Source organism: Sarcina sp. DSM 11001 (assembly GCF_900101015.1).
GTDB lineage: Bacteria > Bacillota > Clostridia > Lachnospirales > Lachnospiraceae > CAG-791.
Genome location: NZ_FNFZ01000006.1, coordinates 70,399 through 92,936, shown reverse-complemented (window position 1 = coordinate 92,936; position 22,538 = coordinate 70,399). Strand labels below are relative to the sequence as shown.

General features: G+C 52.8%; 16 protein-coding genes and 7 tRNA genes. 11 read left to right on the top strand and 12 right to left on the bottom strand.

The features are described 5' to 3' along the window. Nucleotides 1–6: 6 nt before the first annotated feature. The 8 genes from rdgB to BLT02_RS04490 all read left to right on the top strand — a co-directional run bounded on the left by rdgB (nucleotide 7) and on the right by BLT02_RS04490 (nucleotide 2,018). Nucleotides 7–705: an RdgB/HAM1 family non-canonical purine NTP pyrophosphatase gene (rdgB, locus tag BLT02_RS04525; protein ID WP_092992008.1), complete on the top strand. Its 699-nt coding sequence runs from the start codon at nucleotides 7–9 to the stop codon at nucleotides 703–705. A 143-nt stretch (nucleotides 706–848) separates the two neighbouring features. Further along, nucleotides 849–923 (top strand) — tRNA-Pro (locus BLT02_RS04520). Nucleotides 924–968: 45 nt separating this feature from the next. Continuing rightward, nucleotides 969–1,039 (top strand) — tRNA-Gly (locus BLT02_RS04515). 49 nt (nucleotides 1,040–1,088) lie between these two features. Then, nucleotides 1,089–1,162 (top strand) — tRNA-Arg (locus tag BLT02_RS04510). Between the two features lie 40 nt (nucleotides 1,163–1,202). Further along, nucleotides 1,203–1,276, top strand: a tRNA-His gene (locus BLT02_RS04505). Between the two features lie 42 nt (nucleotides 1,277–1,318). Then, nucleotides 1,319–1,390 (top strand) — tRNA-Gln (locus BLT02_RS04500). A 6-nt stretch (nucleotides 1,391–1,396) separates the two neighbouring features. Beyond that, a tRNA-Lys gene (locus tag BLT02_RS04495) sits at nucleotides 1,397–1,469 on the top strand. Between the two features lie 467 nt (nucleotides 1,470–1,936). Beyond that, nucleotides 1,937–2,018 (top strand) — tRNA-Leu (locus BLT02_RS04490). A 137-nt stretch (nucleotides 2,019–2,155) separates the two neighbouring features. On the opposite strand, the gene BLT02_RS04485 is transcribed toward BLT02_RS04490, so the two are convergent. Beyond that, a complete protein-coding gene (locus tag BLT02_RS04485) occupies nucleotides 2,156–2,893 on the bottom strand; it encodes an HAD family hydrolase (protein ID WP_092992006.1) in 738 nt (245 codons plus the stop codon). Nucleotides 2,894–3,059: 166 nt separating this feature from the next. After that, complete coding sequence (locus tag BLT02_RS04480; protein ID WP_175453687.1) at nucleotides 3,060–3,635, bottom strand: VanZ family protein; 576 nt, start codon at nucleotides 3,633–3,635, stop codon at nucleotides 3,060–3,062. A gap of 458 nt (nucleotides 3,636–4,093) precedes the next feature. Here BLT02_RS04480 and BLT02_RS04475 point away from each other — a divergent pair, with 458 nt between their 5' ends. From BLT02_RS04475 to BLT02_RS04465, 3 genes are all read left to right on the top strand, one after another. Next, entirely contained in the window at nucleotides 4,094–4,885 is a 792-nt protein-coding gene (locus BLT02_RS04475) for a zinc ribbon domain-containing protein (protein WP_092992002.1), read from the top strand. A 20-nt stretch (nucleotides 4,886–4,905) separates the two neighbouring features. After that, on the top strand, nucleotides 4,906–5,667 hold the full coding sequence (locus tag BLT02_RS04470) for a zinc ribbon domain-containing protein (protein ID WP_092992000.1): 762 nt from the start codon (nucleotides 4,906–4,908) through the stop codon (nucleotides 5,665–5,667). 216 nt (nucleotides 5,668–5,883) lie between these two features. Beyond that, a complete protein-coding gene (locus tag BLT02_RS04465) occupies nucleotides 5,884–6,318 on the top strand; it encodes a hypothetical protein (RefSeq protein WP_092991998.1) in 435 nt (144 codons plus the stop codon). A gap of 281 nt (nucleotides 6,319–6,599) precedes the next feature. Here BLT02_RS04465 and BLT02_RS04460 read toward each other — a convergent pair whose 3' ends face one another. The 10 genes from BLT02_RS04460 to BLT02_RS04415 form a co-directional block, all read right to left on the bottom strand. Further along, a complete protein-coding gene (locus BLT02_RS04460) occupies nucleotides 6,600–8,426 on the bottom strand; it encodes a hypothetical protein (protein WP_092991996.1) in 1,827 nt (608 codons plus the stop codon). Between the two features lie 85 nt (nucleotides 8,427–8,511). After that, on the bottom strand, nucleotides 8,512–9,867 hold the full coding sequence (locus tag BLT02_RS04455) for a sodium-dependent transporter (RefSeq protein WP_092991994.1): 1,356 nt from the start codon (nucleotides 9,865–9,867) through the stop codon (nucleotides 8,512–8,514). A gap of 39 nt (nucleotides 9,868–9,906) precedes the next feature. Beyond that, nucleotides 9,907–11,886 (bottom strand): hypothetical protein, encoded by a 1,980-nt coding sequence (locus BLT02_RS04450; RefSeq protein WP_092991992.1) that lies wholly within the window; start codon nucleotides 11,884–11,886, stop codon nucleotides 9,907–9,909. A 63-nt stretch (nucleotides 11,887–11,949) separates the two neighbouring features. After that, nucleotides 11,950–12,846: an Hsp33 family molecular chaperone HslO gene (hslO, locus tag BLT02_RS04445; RefSeq protein ID WP_092991990.1), complete on the bottom strand. Its 897-nt coding sequence runs from the start codon at nucleotides 12,844–12,846 to the stop codon at nucleotides 11,950–11,952. Between the two features lie 182 nt (nucleotides 12,847–13,028). After that, a complete protein-coding gene (locus tag BLT02_RS04440) occupies nucleotides 13,029–14,666 on the bottom strand; it encodes a putative manganese-dependent inorganic diphosphatase (protein WP_092991988.1) in 1,638 nt (545 codons plus the stop codon). A 35-nt stretch (nucleotides 14,667–14,701) separates the two neighbouring features. After that, a complete protein-coding gene (locus BLT02_RS04435) occupies nucleotides 14,702–15,985 on the bottom strand; it encodes a M15 family metallopeptidase (protein ID WP_092991986.1) in 1,284 nt (427 codons plus the stop codon). 29 nt (nucleotides 15,986–16,014) lie between these two features. Beyond that, the gene (locus tag BLT02_RS04430; RefSeq protein ID WP_092991984.1) at nucleotides 16,015–18,051 is read right to left on the bottom strand and encodes a M15 family metallopeptidase; all 2,037 of its coding nucleotides are present in this window, start codon (nucleotides 18,049–18,051) and stop codon (nucleotides 16,015–16,017) included. A 107-nt stretch (nucleotides 18,052–18,158) separates the two neighbouring features. After that, nucleotides 18,159–19,361: an iron-containing alcohol dehydrogenase gene (locus tag BLT02_RS04425; protein ID WP_092992103.1), complete on the bottom strand. Its 1,203-nt coding sequence runs from the start codon at nucleotides 19,359–19,361 to the stop codon at nucleotides 18,159–18,161. Nucleotides 19,362–19,505: 144 nt separating this feature from the next. Further along, nucleotides 19,506–20,492 (bottom strand): glycosyltransferase family 2 protein, encoded by a 987-nt coding sequence (locus tag BLT02_RS04420; protein WP_092991982.1) that lies wholly within the window; start codon nucleotides 20,490–20,492, stop codon nucleotides 19,506–19,508. Nucleotides 20,493–20,994: 502 nt separating this feature from the next. Then, complete coding sequence (locus tag BLT02_RS04415; RefSeq protein ID WP_092991980.1) at nucleotides 20,995–22,407, bottom strand: ATP-binding protein; 1,413 nt, start codon at nucleotides 22,405–22,407, stop codon at nucleotides 20,995–20,997. Between the last annotated feature and the right edge of the window lie 131 nt (nucleotides 22,408–22,538).

Genomic DNA, 22,538 nt, shown 5'->3' with positions numbered 1-22,538 from the left:
ACAGCTATGTCATCAGAAAAGTACCAGATCATTTTCGCCACAGGCAATCAGGGAAAGATCCGTGAGATCAAAGCTATCGTAGAGGAAAACAAAAGCCGCCCGGTTCCGGGTTCTCAGGCTGAAGCCGGGGAAGCTGTGCCGGAGATTGAAGTTCTCTCCATGAAAGAAGCCGGTGTGGAGGCTGATCCCGACGAAACCGGACAGACCTTCGAAGAAAATGCCCTGATCAAAGCCCGTGCAGTCTATGACCTGCTGCTCTCCCGCCCCGCCCCTGAAGGCACTGTCCGCATCGTGATGAGCGATGATTCCGGCCTGGTGATCGATGCTCTGGACGGAGCTCCCGGAGTTCATTCCGCCCGCTATATGGGGTATGACACCGACTACAGGCTGCGCATGGAGCACATCCTCGACCTGATGAAAGACGTCCCCGAGGAAAAGCGCACAGCGAGATTTGTCGCCGCTGTCGCCGCCGTCCTTCCTGATGGCGGTTCAAAAGTCGTGCGCGGTGCCATGGAGGGCAGGATCGGCCACTCCATCGCCGGTGAGAACGGCTTTGGTTACGACCCCTTCTTCTATCTCCCCCAATACGGCAAAACCAGCGCGGAGATAGCACCGGAAGAAAAAAACAGGATCAGCCACAGAGGACAGGCCCTGCGGAAGATGATGGCACTCCTGGGGCTGTACGAAGGTGAAATCAATACCTGACCACCGTAAAAACAGACATTTTTGCTTCTGAATGTATTCCGAATATATTCGCTATTACGGTAAGAATATATCGAATTTTTGTCATTGACAGAATCGCCATAGTCAGATATAATAGCTCTTGCATGTGAGACAACGGTCTCTTCCGGGGTGTGGCTCAGTTTGGCTAGAGCGCCTGGTTTGGGACCAGGAGGCCGCAGGTTCGAATCCTGTCACCCCGATCGTGATTCTCCGGTTGCAATTCAATTTCATAGTAATTCATTTGTGCGGGTGTAGTTCAGTGGTAGAACACTAGCCTTCCAAGCTAGATATGTGGGTTCGATTCCCATCACCCGCTTTCGCAATGGGTATTGCGTTTTCAGCAGGAGCGATTGCGAACGGCTTATGTGTCCGTAGCTCAGTTGGATAGAGCACCGGCCTTCTAAGCCGGGTGTCGGGGGTTCGAGTCCCCCCGGGCATACGAAGGAGAAAGAGATCCTCTTCTCCCGCAGAAGAATATGGTGGGTATGGCGTAGTTGGTTAACGCGCCAGATTGTGGTTCTGGAGAGCGTGGGTTCGAGTCCCACTACCCACCCTTTTTTCTTTATCATACAGCCTTTGTGGGCGGTCAAACTGATGGGCTATCGCCAAGCGGTTAAGGCACAGCACTTTGACTGCTGTATCGTTGGTTCGATTCCAACTAGCCCAGTTTCCTGGGACATTAGCTCAGATGGTAGAGCACTTGACTTTTAATCAAGTTGTCGGGGGTTCGAGTCCCCCATGTCTCACTTTTTTCTTATTTTCTTTTTCCTTTTTTCTGCGGCGGCACAAATCTTTGCGTCGTCGCATTTTGCGTGTAAGCAATGAGCCATGCACGGACAAAAATGGGGACAGACGCTGTGAGCCTTGCTCACAAGCGGATGGACACATTTTTGGACGTATACGGCGAATGCCGCGACAGCGAGCGAACGCCGCGCGGTCGCGAGCCTGTCGGCATGGCGAAATTGCGTGGATCAAAGCCATGCACGGACAAAAATGAGGCCAGACGGTGTGAGCCTTGCTCACAAGCGGATGGACACATTTTTGGACGTATACGGCGAATGCCGCGACAGCGAGCGAACGCCGCGCGGTCGCGAGGCTTTTGGGCATGGCGAATTGCGTGGATCAGAGCCATGCACGGACAAAAATGGGGACAGACGCTGTGAGCCTTGCTCACCATCTCCATGCACGGACAACTTAATACTTGTTTTATTATGCAGCTATGGCGGAATTGGCAGACGCGGCAGATTTAGGTTCTGTTGGGCATCCCCGTGCAGGTTCAAGTCCTGTTAGCTGCATTTTTCTTTTTTTAAAACATTAATATTTAAAACAATAATGATCCTGTATGGGGTGTTGATTATTCATCCCTTACCGGATCATTTCACTTATTTAAGTTTTTGCCTTATACCCTTAGTTTTTACCTTATACTCCTGTTTCATTCCTCCTGCCCGCCTTCGATAAGGGTCTCAACATATCTTCTCAATTCATCAAAGCCGCCATGCGGATACCTGTTGATATCCTCTCCCGCCTTATTGATCAGGCAGTCCGTGAGCAGGAACACTTTCATCCCCAGGGATGCGGCGATCATATCCTCGCCCACATCATTGCCGACCATAAGGCAGTCCTCGCCCTTCAGGCCGGCTCTGCGGAGCACTTCCCGGTAATAATCCAGGTTCGGCTTGCACCAGCAGATATTCTCATAAGTCGTGAAAAACTCAAAATCCTCCGGCTCAAGGCCTGTCCACCGGATCCGGGTCTCCGTAGCGATACGTGGAAACAGAGGGTTTGTAGCCAGGGCGATCCGCAGTCCCTGATCGCGGATCCAGCCGACTGTCTCTGCGGCTTTTGGATTGCAGCCGCAGAACTGTTTTGCATCCTGGAACTCGTTGGCATAGAAATCGTCAAACAGAGGCTTATCCTTCAGAGCCTGCTCTCCATAGGTCGCCGAAAAGTCCTTCCAGAAAGCATCCTCGTTCCTGCAGCTTCCATCGTTTCGTACCATGGCAGCTGTACCGTGCCAGATCGCCTTTACCAGCGACTGGTGTTCATAACCATAAGGATTCAGCTTTTTGGCCAGCATTTTGAAATATCCGCCTGTAAACTCGTCCATGACCATGGGAAGCAGCGTCCCGTCCAGATCAAACAGCACCATTTTTAATGTCATCCTGCTCATAATTTATGCCTCCTCCTGGCTGCTTCCTCTAAAATGGGAATCTGGTAAGAATCAGGTAAAAAACTGTTAAATACTGATAAAAGCTGGTAATAGCAATAAATGATCCGTCTCTGCAGGTCCCGATCGCCGTTTTCTCTGTTCCCGTATGGAAAAAAGCTTATACTGCTTATACTTCAGGAAGCGTTCGGGGATGTTTGCGTTTTCTCCGTTCGCGTAAAGAAAAATGAAAGCGGACAAGGCATATCCCGATCAGAACGCCGGATGTATCGATCAGGACATCTCTGGGCTCTCCTGAACGGCCCGGAACGAAGATCTGATGGATCTCATCTGATACGGCGTACAGAAAGCCTGCGGCCAGGACCGGCAGGATACGCACGGTCCCTCCTGGCGTCTCTCCAGTCCGCATGGTCTCCTCATCTTCCCAGCGCCAGGAAGCCGCAGTGAGTGTCATAAGCGCCCCCAGAACGGCATATTCTGACAGGTGAGCGCACTTTCTAACGGGAAAACTAATCTTTTGCTGCATCTGGATCTGTTCTTCGGGAGCCATTTCTTCGTAGCCCTCCACGAAGTGCTCACAGATAAATTCGCAGACTGCCCCGCTCTGGGAATTGCTCTCGTCCTTCCCTGCAGAGGACATCATAAAAATAAAGACCATCCAGAACAGGGTCAGGCAGGTCAAAAACCACCGCAGAATCCCTCTCCTGCTTTTAAAATCATAATTCTTTTTCATCCATCTATCCATGTCACACCGTCCTTCTATTTTTGTCCGGCATGCCATTGCATGCCTTTCTTCATACAGCAGACAGAGTATCATTATATGCCCTTACTGGCAACAGAAAAGAATAATAACAGATGAACAGATAGCAATACAAGGGGATATTTCTGTGGTCTTCCGTGGTTTCCGTGGCCTTCCGCGTCCACGACTTCCGTGGTTAAAGTTCAGATCATCCCCTGTCTCCCTTCAGGCAGGCCGTAACCTTCTGTGTACACCGTTATGGCAGCCGTCATGGATACAGTATATTCGAGGTTCCTGAGTTCAGTAACATCGTGTTATAATAAGAGCTGCCCCAGTTCTTTTATTGCCTTTCAGGGCTGTGGCAGGTATCTTATTGCTGCGGCAGTTAAATATCCCGGTTTTCAAGCGGGTGCAGTAAAGCAGGGGTATGTTGTCAGACACAGCGATCATCAGGGGAAGCATTTATGGAAAACAAACAGATCATCTGCAGGCAGTGCGGATCCATAATTCCTCCCGGCCAGGCCCGGTGTCCTTACTGCGGCTCTTCCTATGAACCGGAAGCGGAACGGGAATATATGAGAAAGCTGGAACAGGTGCGGGCTGACCTGGATCAGGTCGGAGAGGCAGGCGCGGAGGCATCGAGCCGGGAGATCAAAAGGGTCTCCTCCCGGGTCATGCGGATCCTGGGCGTGATCCTGGTATTTGCCGTGATCGTGATGGGCATTGTTCACTGGCATCAGCAGCGTGAGAACACCAGAAACAGACAGGAATACACATGGCAGCAGGAGGTGTATCCGGAGCTGAACCGGCTCTACGAAACAGAGGACTATAAGACTCTTCTGGAAAAGGTCCGCGCTTATGAAGACGAAGGGCATGACCTCTACCAATGGGAACACAGAACCTTTTGCGAACTCTATGAAAGCACGATCTATGCTGATCTTTTTCTCGAGAGCCGCAAAAAAGGCCTGTTTGGAGAACATGATGCTGTACAGCTCCTGCACGACGAGCTGAAGTTCCGGGGCCTTGATCACAGGAAGGAGCTCCCTTCCCAGGACCGGCAGCGCCTGCACGGGCTGCTGGCCCCTTACGAAAATGATCTGACCGAAATATTTCTCATGACAGAGGAAGACCTTCAGTTTTTTGACAGGAAACTCAGGGAAAGCAATGGTTATCCATCCTACGGGGACTGCGAAGAATATGTCCGGAATCACCCGGAAATCTGCCAGGACACGGAGAAAGGACCACATCAGGAATAAACGAATAACAGGTAAAAATCATGAAATGTAAAAACTGCGGAGGAGAGATCCGGCTGGAGGATCTCTACTGCCCCTACTGCGGGACAGCGAATACTCAGGCCCGTCAGCACGCCATGGATATGCAGAAGTATCAGGCTGATTTCCATCAGACCAAACAGGATGTAACGCAGAGGGCAGGCCGGGAATCAAGGCGGGCAGTGCGGATCGCCGCGATCGCTTTTCTGCTCCTCGCGATCGCCGCGAATATTTTTATCCAGGCAAACAGCTTTATGCTGAACAGCATCCTGGAGGAGCACCGTCTCTCCAAAAATACTGAACAGCTGCTGCAGGAGGCGGACCGTTATCTGGACGAGGAGGACTACATCGGGTTTTCTTCGTATTATTACAAAATGCGGCTGGGTTCATATAATAAAAACTATGCCCGCTACTATCCCCTCTACAGGGTCTCACAATCCTACCGGTATGCTGCCCAGCAGATCATGCAGCTGGTCAATCCCCGCCGTTATTCGAACATAGCACATATCACAAAATATACGTCGGAATACATCCAGTCCTTTTATGAGTCCCTGGATCCTGACAACTATTCCTATTACGAGGACTATGAATCGGAGTGGACACAGCGGCACATCGCCAATATGAAGGAGTCCATGGAGGCCCTGCTGATCGCCTATCTGGGTATGACCTCTGAGGAAGCCCGGAGCATGCCGGAACTGTCCAGGGGGAACCGGGCGCTCCTGGTCGAGAGAGGTCTTGCGCAATACGAGGAACAGCAGACGCCCTGATAAAGGTTTCCCAATAAAGGTTTCCCAATAAAGGTTTCCAATAAAGGTTTCCCAATAAAGGTTTCCCAATAAGGGTTTCCAATAAAGGTTTCCCAATAAGGGTTTCCTAATAAGGGTTTCCCAATGAAGTCTCATAAGGAAATATGCATTCTTTGGAACTGATTTAGCTGCAGCTTCAAAGTCGCGAGGCAGTGCCCTTTCACACTGGAGAAAGAAATGAACAATAAGAACAACAGCCGCAGATCCGGCAAGAAGCCATTTTCCATTCTGAATTTTCTGATCGTTTTCCTCAGCATCGTCCTGGCTTTCTCAATCATCATTTCCATTCATATCCTGAGAGATGTCGAAAGCGTTTCCTACGATCAGGAGCAGTACCTGTATTATCGTCTGTCAGACGGAGAATATGCTTCCCTGGCCGAGCGGTGGTATGAGAACGGACTGGGCAATGAAAACAATCCGCAGGTAAAAAATGTTTTGGATTACTATGCTGTTGGAAGATATTTTGAAAAAGCCTTCCTGGCAAATGCCTGGGAAAAGGCAGGAAATACCGCAAAGGCACAGAAACTCCGTGCACAGATGGAGGAACTTGAGCCCCAGATGGGCCAGTTTGCGGCAGAAAAACAAAAGATAGAAATGTTTTTTGAGCAATGAATTTTAAATATCCTTCCCGCTACCGGGCGGATTCGGGACTTTCACCCGCTAGAAACGTTCGCCGCCCGGCGCACACAAACAATGCTCCCTTTCGGGCAGACAGGAGAATGAATGCGGCTCCTGCGCTGCCCGGAAAGGGAGTATTTCTGATTTACAACGGATAACTGATTTACAATGGGTGACTGATTTTTATTACTGCTTAACCGATTTCAGCCACTTAACTGATTTTAGCCACTTAACTGATTTGGACCGGAAATAAGGAAAATGCCTTTCCTCTGCTCTTATTCTGCATCCCCGGCATCCGGAAACATGACGGCAGTCATCTCCCGCTGGTTGATAGTGATCCTCACTCCCAGCATCCGGATCAGATCGTGAATGCTGAAGGGTCTCCCGGCAGCAGTGGCTCCGGTCCCTTCAAATGCTTCAGGTACCTGGTCCAGATAGGTGGTATTGCCGTTGCGGGTCATCCGGATCCCGCTATAGGTATAGGGGGATCCAGCCGTTCTGATGGTCTTCACGGAAGCGTTCCAGGTCGAGGAACCAATCTTCCAGCTGCCTCCGTGCCGGTCGGCATAAGAAGTCCCGCCCAGGTATCGGACAAGCTGTGCAAAGGCGCCCCTGCGGGGATATTCTCCGAAGGGATTTCCTTCATAATCTTCAAAAGGATCAAGTCCGGTCATCCAGTAGGTCCCCGTCCTGCGGTGGTAGTAAAGCTGGTAGGTAAACTGTTTCCTGGCTTTGTCTGTACCTGCAACCGAATCGCCGGCAGGAGTGTCAGCGGTGTTTCCGGCACTGCTGGTGTCGTCCCGGGATCTTTCTTCAGAAGCAGCCTCCTCTGATCCAGTCTCTTCCGAATCAGTCTCTTCCGAATCAGTCTCTTCCAGACCATTTTCTTCCAGTCCAGCTTCAGAGGCTTCAGAGTTTTCCGGAACAGGTCCGGACAGGTTCTCTTCCGGGACAGCAGAAGCCAGCTCCGCCGGTCCGGCTGCCACGGCAGCCTCTTCCTCTTCCCTGAGGTCATTCCCTCCCGCATTGACCAGCGTCAGAACGGGGGAGGGATATTTATTCCAGAGTTTTTCAGAAATGTAATAATAGGATCTTCCAAAGGTCTTGGCAGCGTCTACAAAATCGTTCTCCAGCCGCACAAGCAGGCGGTCTGCAGACAGGGGCGGAAGGGAGCCGTCAGAAAAAGAGATTCTGCTGATCTCATAGGAAGACCTCCCGGTACTGCTTTTCCATTCATCCTCCTGCACCAGGTCCTGCCCCTTTACAGAAGGGTCACCGGTCTGCATGGATCCGGCAGCCGAGGAAATGGCATCAGCCGCCTCCTCTACTCTGGTCTTGTCCGGCTTCAGATAGATCTGGACAAAGGGGGTGGACGGGCGCAGCCGGGCGTAAGTCACTTCCGCCTCTCTGCAGGAGAAGCCCAGCAGTTTATCCATTTTCTCCAGGAGTTCTGCGGCTTTTGCGAATGAATCCCTGTCCTCCAGATACAGCCGGAAGATATACTGTTTCCCGTACACGTTTTCCAGGTTTTCCGGTTTTTCCCCCTGTCCCTCATTTCCATTTTTCAGACCGGGGCCGGTCTTTTCTGTTTCCATATCAGAACCGGTCTTATCTATTTCAAGACCAGGGCCGGTCTCTTCTATTTCCAGAACGGGGCCGGACTTCTTCCGGGCTTTTTTTCCAAGTTTTTTCAGTTCATCCAGGTGTTCTGCGATCACTGTGCTGAAGTAATTGTCCGTCAGCGCTTTACGGTACCTGCCGGTCGGAATGCCATTTTTCAAGATCCGGTTGGAGAAAGAAAAAACAGAAAAGGAATTCCCGTTTTGATCCTCATACACATACTGTGCACTTCCCCCCTCCCGGTCAAAAGAAGCCGTTTTTTCACTCAGGCTCCAGTTGTCCCCATAGATGCTGTGGACGTACTCATCCACTTCCCGGTCGCTGTACCTGAAAGGAAAGAACAGCAGGAAAACCAGTGCTGCCCCAAGCACCAAAAAGAGTACAGAAAAAAGAAGCAGGACAGGAAAAGCAAACGGTTTTCTCCGTCTCGCCCTTTTTTCAGCAAAAGCATCTTCTGTTGTTTCTGGTTTTACAGACAACATCCTCAGTGCATTTTCCTTTCGCGCTATGCCCCGGTCAGTTCTTTCAGTCCTTCAGGCTTCGGGGCCGGCCGGTTCTTTCAGTCCATCAAAGAAGTCCCATGACAAAAACAACAATGATCAGTACCGGGAGTACCCAGGTGATATACGGACGCATCCAGTCCTGAACCTTCAAACCTTCTCCCTGGTCGGCTTCATTCCTGAAATTCTCCCATCCCCATCCCGAGCGGCGGGTGCAGAAAAGGACAAAGACCAGGGCTCCGAGCGGCAGCAGGAAGTTGCTGACAATGTAGTCCTCCAGGTCCAGGAAGGAGCTTCCCTCTCCGAGAGGCTGAATCCCGGAAAGGACATTGAAGCCCAGCGCGCAGGGAAGGGAAAGGATAAGGAGCAGGAAGATATTGATGATTCCCGCCTTCGTCCTTGACCAGCCAAACGCATCCATGCACATGGCCATGATATTTTCAAATACAGCAAGGACAGTGGAGAAAGCGGCAAATGACATAAATACAAAGAACAGGCTTCCCCACAGCCTTCCCATGGGCATGTTGTTAAAGATATTGGGAAGGGTGATGAAGATCAGGCCGGGGCCTGCTGTGGATTCCACCCCGTAGGCAAAGCAGGCGGGGATAATGATCAGACCGGAGCTGATCGCAACGAGGGTATCAAGAAGGACTACGTTGACAGACTCTCCCAGCAGGGATTGCTCTTTGTCGATGTAACTGCCGAAGATCGCCATGGAACCAATACCGATACTGAGCGTGAAGAACGCCTGGTTCATTGCGGCGACGACCACATTCCAGACTCCCTGGCTTACAAGCCTGTTTACATCCGGGACCAGAAGATAACGGATCCCTTCTCCTGCGCCGGGCAGGAAGAGGCTGTTGACGGCAAGGACGAGCATGATGACGATGAGCATGGTCATCATTACCTTTGTTACGCTCTCCAGACCGCTCTGAAGGCCGCGCATATTGACAAAGAAACCGACAACGATAACGAACGCCATGCATCCGACCTGGACAGCCGGGTTCAAGAGACCGTTTGAAAAAACCTCCGCAACAGCATCCGGTTCCAGTCCTACAAACGTCCCGCTGATTTCACGGAAAAAGTACTGTATCATCCAGCCTGCCACAGTGGTGTAAAACATCATGAGCAGATAGTTGCCCAACATACAGAACAGACCGTGGATATGCCAGAAGCTTCCTTTTGGCTCAATCTCCTGATACATACAGATCGGGCTCTTCTTACTGGCTCTGCCCACTGAGAACTCCATGCACATGGCTGGAAGCCCCATGATGATCAGGAAAAACAAATAAATCAGTACGAAAGCGCCTCCGCCGTACTGTCCGCATAAATAAGGGAATCTCCAAACGTTCCCGATCCCGATCGCGCATCCCGCGCTGATCAGAATGAAACCCAAACGGCTGCCCAATTTTTCTCTTTGCATGATGACTTAACCTTCTGCCTCCTCTTTTATTGTTATTATTTATTCTTCTTCAGAAGCATCCTCTCCGCCGAATTCCCCGCCGCCGGTCGGGACTGAATCTGCTGTGCCCTCTTTCTTTTGGGTACCTTCCTCTTTATCCGGGGATACAGCATCTTCTGACACGGTCCCGGCAGGAGCAGATTGGATATCCTCCGGATTATTTCCCCTGCCGATCACATAGATCACGCTCAGCACTACGATCAGGAAGAAAGTGGCGAGACGGACGGTCATAGCCCTGTTCAGCCCAAACAGGCCAAAAGCGGCATTGATTTCTTCCAGCTCCGCGTCGTTATACCTGCGAAGACGGCGGGCAGCTTCGATACGCAGTTCCTCTTCGCTGAAAAGGCCATTATACTGACCCCCATCATCACTCAGGTAACCTGCCTTCAAAGCAGCTCCGGTCTCTGCTCTGGCTGCGTACTCTTTTTCCAGACTGCTGCGGATCTCTTTCTCCAGACCGGCACGGATCTCTTCTTCAAGACCGGGACGGAGTTCTTCCTCCAGGCCGGTGCGGATCTTTTCTTCAAGACCGGGACGGAGTTCTTCCTCCAGGCCTGCGCGGATCTCTTCTTCAAGACCGGGACGGAGCTCTTCCGTCAGCCGGGCACGGAGCTCCTCTACTGCTGCCGCAGAGACGTACATCTTGCCGGCGGCAGCTGTATCTGCTGCATGATCTTCTTTCAATCCGTATTCTGCAGCCGTTTTCTCCCCGGGGGCTGTCTTTTTCACAGCCTCTTCTGCCTTCGCTGTACGGTCTGTGGGCTCTGCTGCCTTCACAGGAGCAGCCTTCTCCGCAATCTCCTCGAACCTGGCTGTACGGTCTGTGGGCTCTGCTGCCTTCGCAGGAGCGGCCTTTTCCGCAAGCTCCTCGAACCTGACTGTGCGGTCTGCGGGCTCTGCTGTCCTCGCAGGAGTGGCCTTTTCCGCAAGCTCCTCGAACCTGGCTGTGCGGTCTGCGGGCTCTGCTGTCCTCGCAGGAGCGGCTTTCTTTACAGCCGCCTTAGTCTCCACAGCCTTCGCCGCAAACTCAGTGGGCTCTGCTGCCGCAGGGACATTCACAGGGGCTGTCTTTCGGGCAGTTCCCGCAGCCTCAGGTCCAAATTCAGCGGCTGCGAAGTCGGCTGCGAAGTCTTCTCCGAAGTCTTTTACCCTGCCCGGAGCGGTGTCATATGTGTCCGCCTTCCCATAGCCGGTACGGCCGGGCTGCCTTTCTGTCCATTCCTCAGACATGTCCAGAGAGGCATAATACCTGGCTGCATTGGCCATATGTTTTCTCATCTGCCTTTCATCAGCAGCTTCCTCTCTGGCATGGGTGTATTCCGTCATGCTACGGCGGATTCCGTCAAACATGGATGGCTTTTTGGGGTCACGCCTGACAGCAGGGCTGGTGTTTCTGTCCGAATACACCGGTCTTTCCTGTCTGGCAGCAGCTGCCTTTCTTTTGTTCGATGCGGCTGCCTTTTTACGTTTTGCGGCGGACGCCTGCCTTCTTTTCAGGGCTGCTTCCTGTCTTTTTCTGGCAGCCTCTGCTTCTTTTCTCTCCTCAGCGGTCAGAGGGGTCCGGACTGTCCTGCTCTGGCTGTCCGGAGCAGCTTTCTTTCCAGACCCGGAATTGTCTGAAGACTGATCGGCGGTTTTACTGGAGGCGGGCCTTCCGGTATCTTCACGGGATTCCGGAGATGTCCTGTTCTTTTCAGGGGTCCGGTCCTCCGGCTCCTGAATGGTCTCTCCCCTTGCCATCCTGATGATTGACTCCAGATCAGGATTTCCCTCGGCGTCCTCAAAGTAGACGGGATCCATGATCTGCTCGTCATCTGTGATCTGCTGCCGGCTCTCAGCGCCCCGGGAATGCCTGTCTGTCCGGTCTGTCTTTTCCCCGGCAGGTATTCCCGCAGCGGGCCGGATACGTACAGGCTTCCCGCAGGAACTGCATACTCTGGCATCATCAGCCAGAAAAGCGCCACATTTTGCACAATACATTTTTCTATATCCTCATTCAGAACATGTAAAAAATTTGATAATCTACAGATCCCCGGGACCTGTTCATGATACGGACAGATTCCCGAGAACAGTCCTGATGTCCTCGGGTGAAAATGTGTATACACTGTTGCAGAACTGACAGGTCAGTTCGACGTCCTTACCGTCGGCGATCATACTCTCGAGTTCGTCCTTCCCCAGGAGCAAAAGGCCCCGCTCGAAACGTTCCCGGCTGCAGTTGCACTGGAAGCAGACGTCCTCGACGGAGGTGACCTGCAGGTCAAAACCTTTCAGCACTGTCCCCAGCAGATGCTCCGGCGTACTCTCCTCTTCCAGGATGGCGGTGACGGATGAAATTCCCCGGATATTCTCTTCCAGCTGTCTGATCACATCCTCGTCCGCAAAGGGCATGAGCTGCACAACAAAGCCTCCCGCCCGGCGGACTGTATTCTCCCGGTTCATCAGGACTCCCAGTCCGACTGAAGAAGGAATCTGTTCTGACTGGGCGTAATAGGCCGTCAGGTCTTCGGCAATCTCCCCTGTCACCAGGGGGATCTGACCGATATAGGGATCTTTCAGGTTCATATCCCGGATCACCGTCAGGGTGCCCCTGCCGATCCCGCCCCCGACGTTCAGATGGCCCTGGGCGTTGGGGGGAAGGATGACGGACGGATTTTTGACATATCCCTTTACATGTCCGTGGTTGTCTGCCGTCACGACCAGTCCCTGCAGGGGGCCGTCCCCATCGATCTGCAGGGTCAGCAGGTCCCTGGGTCCTTTGAGCATATCCGCCATCATGAGCGCTCCGGACATGGCGCGTCCCAGGGCAGCGGTCGCGATGGGACTGGTGTTATGGGCCTGTCTGGCCTTTTCTGTCAGATCCCTGGCGCTCACGGCAAAGGCGCGGATCTGCGCGTCTGCCGCAACTGCCCGGATCATATAATCTCTGTATTCTTTTTCCATTCGGTTTCCTGTTTACTAATGTTTCCTGCTTATGAATGTTTCCAATTTATGAATATTTTCTGTTTAAACATATTATCTGCTTAAGCATATTTTCTGCTTAAGCATATTTTCTGCTTAAACATTTTTTCTGCTTAAACATTTTTTCTGCTTAAACATTTTTTCTGCTTAAACATATTTTCTGTTTATGAATACTTCTGGATCGTTGCTGTCAGCATCGGGACGATCTGTGACTTTCTGGAAAGGACGCCCCGCTGGATGGAATGCATCTCCTCATCCTGGTTGGGGAAGGTTTCCAGAGCCCAGCCGGTCTTTTCTCCGGAAATGAAGAAGATCGACCCGTTATCCAGGATACTGGTGAAGGCCATCAGGCAGAGGTCGAGTTCCTTTTTCATCGTGAACTCATCGAGGACCGACTGGATCTCATCCTGCATACCCACAAGAGCCGAGAATTTGGAGATGATCACCTGTGAGACCATGGTCCTGCAGTTCTCGATGTCAAAGAATTTGATGTCCTGGTTGAGGAGCTCCTTGATGGTCTTGCCCTTGATATCCGCTCCGACAGAGAACATGTCCGACGCGAACTCATCGATGTCCAGATCCGCGATGGCGGCCAGGATATTAGCTGTGCGTATATCCTTTTCCGTCGTCGTCGGGGACTGGAACTTGAGGGTATCGGAGAGGATGGCGCCCAGAAGGAGTCCGGCCAGGTTCTGGGGGATCGGGATCTGGTTCTCACGGAACATGGTCGCCACGATCGTAGCCGTACTGCCTATGATCTCATTTCGGAAAGCGACAGGGCGTTTCGTGGAAAAGTCATTGATCCTGTGGTGGTCGATGACCTCCAGCACTTCGGCCTTTTCGATCGCGCGGACAGACTGGGAAAACTCGTTGTGGTCCACGAGGATAATCTTTTTATTCTTGCTGTTCATGATATGGAAGCGGGACGCGCAGCCCACGATCCTGTCGTTCTCATCCACGATCGGATAGGCGTGGTAACGGGTCTGCATCATTTTTGTACCGACATCTTCCGCAAGTTCGTTGGCATAGAACTTGACCACTTTGGTCGACATGATCTTGCTGACCGGAGGAGCAAAGTAGGTGTATCGCGAGGTATTCATCGTCTTATGGCCGGAGAACAGGATGGAACATCCCATCTTTTTCGCGGCTTCCAGCACATCCTCTCTGAGCGAATCCGTACGGACCAGGATCAGCATACCTGCTCCCATCTCGATCAGGTGCTTCTGCGAATCCGGATCGTCACCCGCGATCACGATCTTACCCTCGACATCATGGATGGCGGGATCCTTTTTGGTCATGGCGATGACTGAGACTCTGCCTCTGATGTGGCGGTCGGGTGCCCGGTAAACGATCCTGCCGCCGATCGCTGTATTGATATTTTCAGGGGAGATGTCCTCCAGGAGCTTCTCCGAGTCTTCTGTGTCGCTGATAGCGACTAGGCCGATGTCGTTGAGGGTGAGCATTCCGACCACCCTGTCCTGATCGTCCACGACCCCGCAGGTCTTTCTCCCTGTCTCGTGCATCAGCTGGATCGCGTCATAGATCGTCTTTTCGGGATGTATGGTCACCGGATCATCGATCTCGATCTCCGACATTTTTACACGCGCATCCTCCAGGAGCATGGGTACCTCAAAGCCGAATCTGTCCAGAAGGTATTTCGTCTCCGTCCCGATCTTGCCAAGCCTGCAGGGTACTGCCTTTATCCCATTGGCGCGCTTGAAAAAAGCATAGCCGATCGCGGCCGCGATCGAATCCGTGTCCGGATGCTGGTGTCCTGTGATATAGATAACATCCTGTTTCATATTGCCCTCCTGTAATGATTGACTGAATAACAGCTTCAGCTGTCCTTGAGGTAATCGGCTGCGATTGAATCCCCTGCTTCATCGGGATGCTCTGCCATATCAAGATATTCCTCCAGGCAGATTTCCGCGCTGTGGATCTTCCTGGCATGTTCATCCCCGACATATCTGTAATGCCACGGCTCGAAGATAATGCCTGTGATCTCACTCTTATCCTTAGGATAGCGGAGGATAAAGCCATAGTGCCAGCAGTTCTCCATGAGCCACTGCTGGGTGAAGGTATTGACCTGGCTCTCATCCAGGTTCAGGTTTTCAGAGGAATAAATATCGGCGGCAAGTCCCAGTTCATGCTCGCTGGTCCCGGGGATCGCCACTGCTGTAGCGGCGAGTGCCTCTGCTTCCTCCTGCCCGTAGCCTGCATAAAGCCAGCGGCTGGTCTGCTCCTCGAAGAGCCCCACCTGATACTCGTGAGGACGGTAGCCTGAGCACACGATCGGTGTACCTCCTGCTTTCTCACAGTCCTCCAGCATTTTCATCAGCTGGTCATAACACTGGTCTCCGATCTGCTGTCCGTTTGGCAGCGTGACCGGTTCGACCTCATATCCGTCAGGCTGATAATGCCACTTGTTGACCAGAAGCAGGAAAGGATCCTGCGAGAGCTGTTCTCGCCTCTCCCGGCGGGTCTCCTCCCACAGAGGTCTCCAGCTTTCCGAAGGAAGCTCATAGGAAGCCCCCTGGCCTTTGTCCAGGATCTCCATAAAGTTTCCCCGCATTGTCTGCTCCGCGCCCTCTTTGAGATCGACTACTTCCCGGACCGTACGGGAAAGGACGCTCTGTACAGCCAGCTTCAGGGCTGAATCCTGCTCTGTGCTGTCCGCCCCTCCTTCTTTTTCCTCTTTTTCTGAAGTATTTTCTGAGACATTTTCTGAAACAGAAGAAGGTTCATTCTCTCCCTGTCCTCCGTGGTCCGGCTCGATCCTGCTCATCAACGCCAGTGCGATAAAAAGGAAAAGGAGCATGGCCATAGAGACCGGGAGCGCCGGCGGGACATCCTTAAAGAGATCCTTCAGGCGAATCCTTACGGGTTCCAGTTTCGCGGCGGCAAAACGCCTTGCGCGCCTGAAAGACCTGCCCGCATTTATTTTTATTTTGCGGAAGGCCTCCTGGTTCCGTACCTTGTTTTGTACTCTGCGGACGATCTTTTGCCGCCTGATCCTGTATAGTATCCTTCGGATTTTCTTCTTCTGTTTTCGTATTCTGTTCTGGATTCTGCGGACTGTTCTTTTCGTCCTTTTTTTAATCCGTTCTGGATCTATCTGCATTTTATGATGACTGCCTTCCCTGTTGTCTCTCAGTTTTTACCAAGGTACTCTTCCAGGCATAGTCCACTTTCATGAATCTTCGCCGCGTTTTTCCGGCCTACGTACCTGTAGTGCCACGGTTCATAGATGATGCCCGTAATCTCACTCTTGTCCACCGGATAGCGGAGGATGAAACCGTAATCCCAGCAGTGTTCTATCAGCCATTGCTGTGTCAATGTCTCTAACTGTGATTCATCCAGGTTCTGGTTTTCGCTGTCGCAGATGTCCACTGCGAGACCGAGTTCATGTTCACTTGTACCGGGCACAGCGACCACGGTCCCCGCTTCTGCTTCCGCCTCCTCCTGCGTTCTGCCCTGAGCGAGAAGGGAATCCACCTGCTCCTGATAGAGACGCACCTGTTTTTCGTGAGGACGGTAAGCAGAGCAGACGATCGGTGATCCGCCCGCTGCCAGGCACTCCTGCAGCATGGCGGCGAGATCGCTGTAGCACCGGCTGTCCACAGACTCCCCGTTAAGGAGCGAGGAGGTCTCCACCTTATATCCCTCCGGGACAGTATTCCAGGGATTGACCAGGATCAGAAGATCTTCATCCTCCACGTCCGCTCCGGCGTCTGCCTCCAGATCATCCTGCTGACCGGACACCTCTGCAGCCTGCTCAGGCTCCTCATCCGCCTGCGCGTCTTTGTCCTTCGCGTCGGAATCCGCAGTCTCCCGGTCGTTTTCGCCTGAGTCTTCAGCCGCTCCGTTCTCATCCGCAGGGGAATCCTCCTTTTCTGCCTGATCCCTTCCCGCTGTATCTTCCTGCCCTGACGTATCCTGATTTTCTCCGGAAGTCTTTTCATCAGACAGCTTTTCATCAGATGGCTTTTCATCAGAGGACTCTTCTCCTCCGGATGCGGCGAGGATCCCTTCAGAATCATCTGCCTCCTGAGACGCTGCTGTCCCGTGACTGCCGGAAAAGAGAGGGAGTCTTCTTACCGCAGTGGAGATCAGAAAAGCGGCAGCAAACAAAAAAACAAACGCCACGGCCCCGATTTTAATGTATGTTATACGGAGCTCTTTTTCCCTTTGTTTTCTTATCCTGGCTCGCTGCCTGGCTCTTCTCTCTTTTTCCGCTGTTTCATCTGAAACAGAATCTGTCCACTCCTCGTCCTCCGGGCTGTAGTCCTGGTATTGGGTAAAGGAGCGGGCGTAATCATTCTCACGGCTCGTGGCCGCGCGGCGAGTATCAAAGGACTGCGCGTATTCCCGGTCACGGTTTGTGCTTCCGCGGCGAGTATCTGTGGGCTGCGCGTATTCCCGGCTGCGGCTTGTGCTTCCGCGGCGGCTGTCTGTGGGCTGCGCGTATTCCCGGCTGCGGCTTGTGCTTCCGCGCCAGCTGTCTGTGGGCTGCGCGTATTCCCGGCCGCGGCTTGTGCTTCCGCGCCAGCTGTCTGTGGGCTGCGCGTATTCCCGATCACGGCTTGTGCTTCCGCGGCGCGTATCAAAGGGCTGCGCGTATTCCCGGTCGCGGTTCGTGCTTCCGCGGCGCGTATCAGAGAGCTGGGCGTAGCTGGTCCCCGGATTGTTAACCCCCGCGGGGGTCCGGAGGGAACCTCCTCGTCCGGCAGTGCTGCCATATGAATATCCATCTGTCCCGGCAGAAGAACGCCGGGTGATCCTGCGGGAAGGCCGGTTTGAAACAAACATGTCAGCGGAGATTTCCCTTCTTTCCCCGGGATCCGCTGCTTCTCTTCGCTCCGCAGGTGCGTTGCCGCGCACGATTCCTCTGCCTCTGGTATAATCCGTCTCTTTTACTTCTACACGGTGGCGCTCCCTGTAAGGTCTTTCTTCCGCTTCTGTCCTGCCGTAACTCCCCTGGGAACTGCCGGAAGCTCTGTTTCTTCCTGTTGGATCCAGTTCCTCGCCAAAGGTATACAGATCCGCAGACTGACCTGTCCAGGTCGAGGCAGGCTGATCCTGATTGGAATACCTGAGGTCATACAATCCTGCCCCTCGCGCCTTACTCCGCCCTGAGCCTGCCCTGTTCAATTGTTTTTCCTTATTATTGTCTCTGCGCAGAGCCATCAGGCACCTCTTTTCCCGGCGCGGGAAATTCTCTAAAACTTCTGGTCAAAGAACCTGTTCGAAGCAGATTCAAGACTCGCTGCTGTCGTTACTGGTGATCAGACCGGTCAGCGGTCATCTCTGGCCGCTTTATAGATCCTGACGAAATCATCTTCATAGAGGACGCGGGCACTGCCTCTTTTTCCTCCGGAAGCGATGATAGCATTGTGGGCCATAATGTCGATCTGTTCATCAGTGGGATCGACTCCCAGCTCATGAAGGCTGGTTGGCATACCGATCCGTCTGTAGAAGGCCTCCATGGCCTCGATCCCCTTCAGAGCGGTCTCTTCCCCGGTCTCCCCGGGTTCGACATCCATGACATTGACGGCAAATTTCACAAAGCGGTCCAGGCAGTCACGGTACACATAGCGGGCCCATGTGCCCCAGATAGCCGCAAGCCCTGCACCGTGGGTGACATCAAACATTCCTCCCAGCTCATGCTCAAGGATGTGGCTGGCAAAATCGCGCTCTTTGGCACCGCATCCGGTCAGACCGTTGTGGGAAAGACTTCCCGCCCACATGACTTCCGCGCGGGCTTCATAACTGTCAGGCTCCGCATGAATGATCTCCGTGTATTTTCTGACTGTCCTCAGGAGTCCCTCTGCGATGCTGTCGGTCAGTTCCATGTTACCGTTGTTGGTAAAATAGCGCTCCATGGTATGCATCATGATATCGGTGCAGCCGCTCATGGACTGATAATCCGGCAGGGACATCGTCAGCTCGGGATTCATGACCGCAAATTTCGCGCGGGAGATATCATTTCCATGTCCCCGTTTGATGCCGGTCTTCTCATTTGTGATGACAGAATCATTGCTCATCTCCGAGCCCGCTGCAGCGATCGTCAGGACAACACCGACAGGCAGACAGGCTTTTGAGGGTCTCTTCTTTACAAAAAAGTCCCATACGTCGCCCTCTTCCGGATCCGCGATCCCGTAGGCGATAGCCTTGGCAGAATCAATGACGCTCCCGCCTCCCACAGCAAGGATGAAATCCACGCCTTCTTTTTTGCCAAGTTCGATTCCATCATAGACAAGGCCGAGGTGGGGGTTGGGCACAACGCCTCCGAGAGCGACATGGCCGATTCCCTCCTCGTCCAGGGCCTTTTCGACCCGGGCGATCAGACCGGAGCGGACCGCGCTGCCGCCTCCGTAATGGATCAGGACCTTTTTGCAGCCCTGCTCACGGACCAGCGTCCCGAGCCTGCTCTCAGCTCCCCTGCCGAAAACCACCTTTGTAGGAGCATAATAATCGAAATCTGCCGTTTGGATCATGGTTCTTTTCCTTTCATGCCTGTGGCTAAAACCTCGGTTCACAAACACTGTGATCAAAGCTGAGCGCTGTTTCGCGCGTCCCGCGCTCCGCGTCGCTTTCATCATATTTTTACAGCCTGTCATGGATCAGCTTCCGGAGGAAGACTATCCAATCCGGATCCCGGGATCTTCGGGATCTTTCCAGGTCTTTTCACTAATGATATATCTGGGACGGTTTTTCGTCTCCATGTATGTCTTGCCCACATATTCACCGATCACGCCGATCCCCAGCAGCTGGATCCCGCCCAGAAAGCAGAGGATGCAGACCATGCTGGACCAGCCGGCGACAGCCGCGCCCATAAAGTGGGCGGCGATGGACCAGATCACACCGATGAAGCTGATGACAGCGACAAGGCAGCCAAATCCGGTGATCAGGCGGATCGGTTTCGTGCTCATACTGGTGATACCGTCCAGGGCAAGCGCCAGCATTTTTGAAAGCGGATAATGGCTCTGTCCCGCGATCCTCTCATGCCGCTCGTAATAAACTGACGTGCTCTTGAATCCGACCAGAGGGAACATACCGCGCAGGAAGAGATTGACCTCCCTGTAATTTTCAAAGGCATAGAGCACCTTCGAAGAAACCAGACGATAGTCCGCGTGATTGTACACGACCTCCGCGCCCATCTCATTCATCAGTTTATAGAAGCTCTCGGCAGTCACACGCTTGAACCAGGTGTCCGTATCCCTGCGGGACCGGACTCCGTAGACGATCTCGCAGCCCTCCCGGTACTGGCGCACCATCTCGTCCATCGCATTGATATCATCCTGGCCGTCACAGTCAATAGAGATAGTAATATCGCAGTGCTCCTTGGCTTCCATGAGGCCCGCGAGAACAGCATTCTGATGTCCCCGGTTCCGGCTCTGGGAGATTCCCAGATAGTGAGGATCCTCCCCGGACAGAGACTGTATGATCTGCCAGGTGGTGTCCTTCGAACCGTCATTGACAAAAAGGATCCGGCTCTCCTGCGCGATCAGGCCTTCCCGTGCAAGCTGTGTGATTTTATCCAGGAACATCGGAGCCGTAATCGGCAGTACCGCTTCCTCGTTATAGCAGGGAATGACGATCCACAAAACCGGAAGCTTAGTCTCCATGTAAACTACTCTCCTGAAGCCGTAAAATGATTTTTGGTGCCGGTCATTTATTGACCGGTTTCGATTTATTTCAGGTTTTCACGGACACACCCTGGTCAGCGCAAGACCGGAGAATCTCTTTTCGTTTCCGGAACCGCCCTGTCTGTCCGGTGGGCATACGCGTCCATATTAAACAATATCAACTATTAAACCCGTATTAGCTATTGTAAACATGTGCCATGAAAAAAGCAAGGACACATGAAAGATACGTTTCCGGCGTTTCTTGCCGCGTTACTGATATGATCTGTCCACGCCTCCTCAAAGGGCGTGGACATGTAACGCCTGCGCGCGGCGATTTAGCAGATTCAACAGTGCGAAGCTTTGTTGTATGCTTCGCTGTGCGCAACACACTCCGCGATTGTGTCGAGGCAGTTCTCCCGGGTTTTCAGGCAGAGAACGCATCATTTCGTTTCACGAACCGCGAAAGCCCCTGAGGCTGGCAAAAGTGTCCGGTAAGCAGTTTTCATTCCTGCCCGGCAAGGAAATTGATGAACTGCTGGGCAGTGCGTCCCGAGGCGCCTCCGCTGCGGAGCTCCCACTGGTTCGCCTTCTGGAGGAGTTCCTCCTCCGAGAGGGTGATCTGAGGATACCTCTGCGCCAGCTCCCTGACAATATGCAGATACTCCTTGTGAGAGGGCTTCATGTAACCGATGGAAATGCCGAAGCGGGCCACCAGGGAGAGCTTCTCCTGCATGGTATCGGACCGGTGCAGCTCGTCGTCGGATCGGTCGGACCGGTCCGACCAGGTCTCGCGGATCAGGTGGCGGCGGTTGGATGTCGCGTAGATCAGGACATTTTCCGGTTTTGTCTCAAGGCCGCCCTCAATGACGGCCTTCAGGTATTTGTACTCAATCTCGAACTCTTCAAAGGAGAGATCATCCATGTAGATCACGAAGCGGTAGTTGCGGTTCTTGACCTCGGCAAGGATACGCTGCAGATAGCGGAATTCATGCTTGTAGACTTCGATCATCCTCAGTCCGCGGTCATAATACTGGTTCAGGATCGCTTTTATGCTGGTGGATTTACCTGTTCCCGCATCCCCGTACAGCAGGACATTATTGGCCAGGCGCCCACTGACAAAAGCCTCTGTGTTGGCGATCAGTTTTTCTTTCTGGAGTTCGTAACCGATCAGATCGTCGAGCACGACATCGCTGGTAGCTGTAATAGGGATCAGGAAATCGCTTTCTCCCGCAGCGGCATAATCCACCGGTTTCCCGCCTCCGGAAGAGGAGGCCGTATTCATTTTCGCTCCGGGTGCTGCACTGCTTCCCGGATTTCCCGTCTCCACGGCGCTGCTCCAGCGCTCGTTGATACGGAAAGCCTTGTTTAAGCCGAACATGCCGACACCGTAATCCCGGTAAAAATCCGTCACGACACGGTACATATCATCCTCATCGGCGGACTCCTCCAGCTGTCTGCTCAGAGCCTGTACCTTTTCGCTCACACTGCGGTTATAGACGCGCTCTTTTTTTCCGACCGCATGATAATCCTCGATGACGGAAAAAACGTCGGTCCCCAGCGCTTTTTCAAGCGGTCCGAAATCATAATCAAAAAGCTGGCGGAACACGCGGAGGTCATTTTTGACAAAATGATTGACCGAACCCTCATTGGCGCCTACTTTTTCGGAGACCAGCGTGAAAGGAGTCTCCGTCATAGCCAGCAGGAAGGCCAGGTAATTGTGCCACAGGTTTTTGTTAAAACCGTATCTCGTCGCCAGATCCAGAAGGCGGTGGATCTGGTCCAGCACACGGGCTGTCAGCTCCTCGCGGTCATAGTCTCCCCTGTCAAAAGCCCTGCAGACGTCAGAGAGCTGCATCAGGATGCTCTCCTCTCCAATCTCCCTGTAAACGATCAGTTTTGAAGTCAGTCTGTACATAATCTATATCTCCTAATGTATGTCTCTCTTGTATGTCTCTCTTTTGAGCGTTTTCCTTTTTGAAGGTCTCCCTTTTTTTAAAGGTCTCCCTTTTTTCGCATTTATAGTACCATAAAATTTATAGACCATAA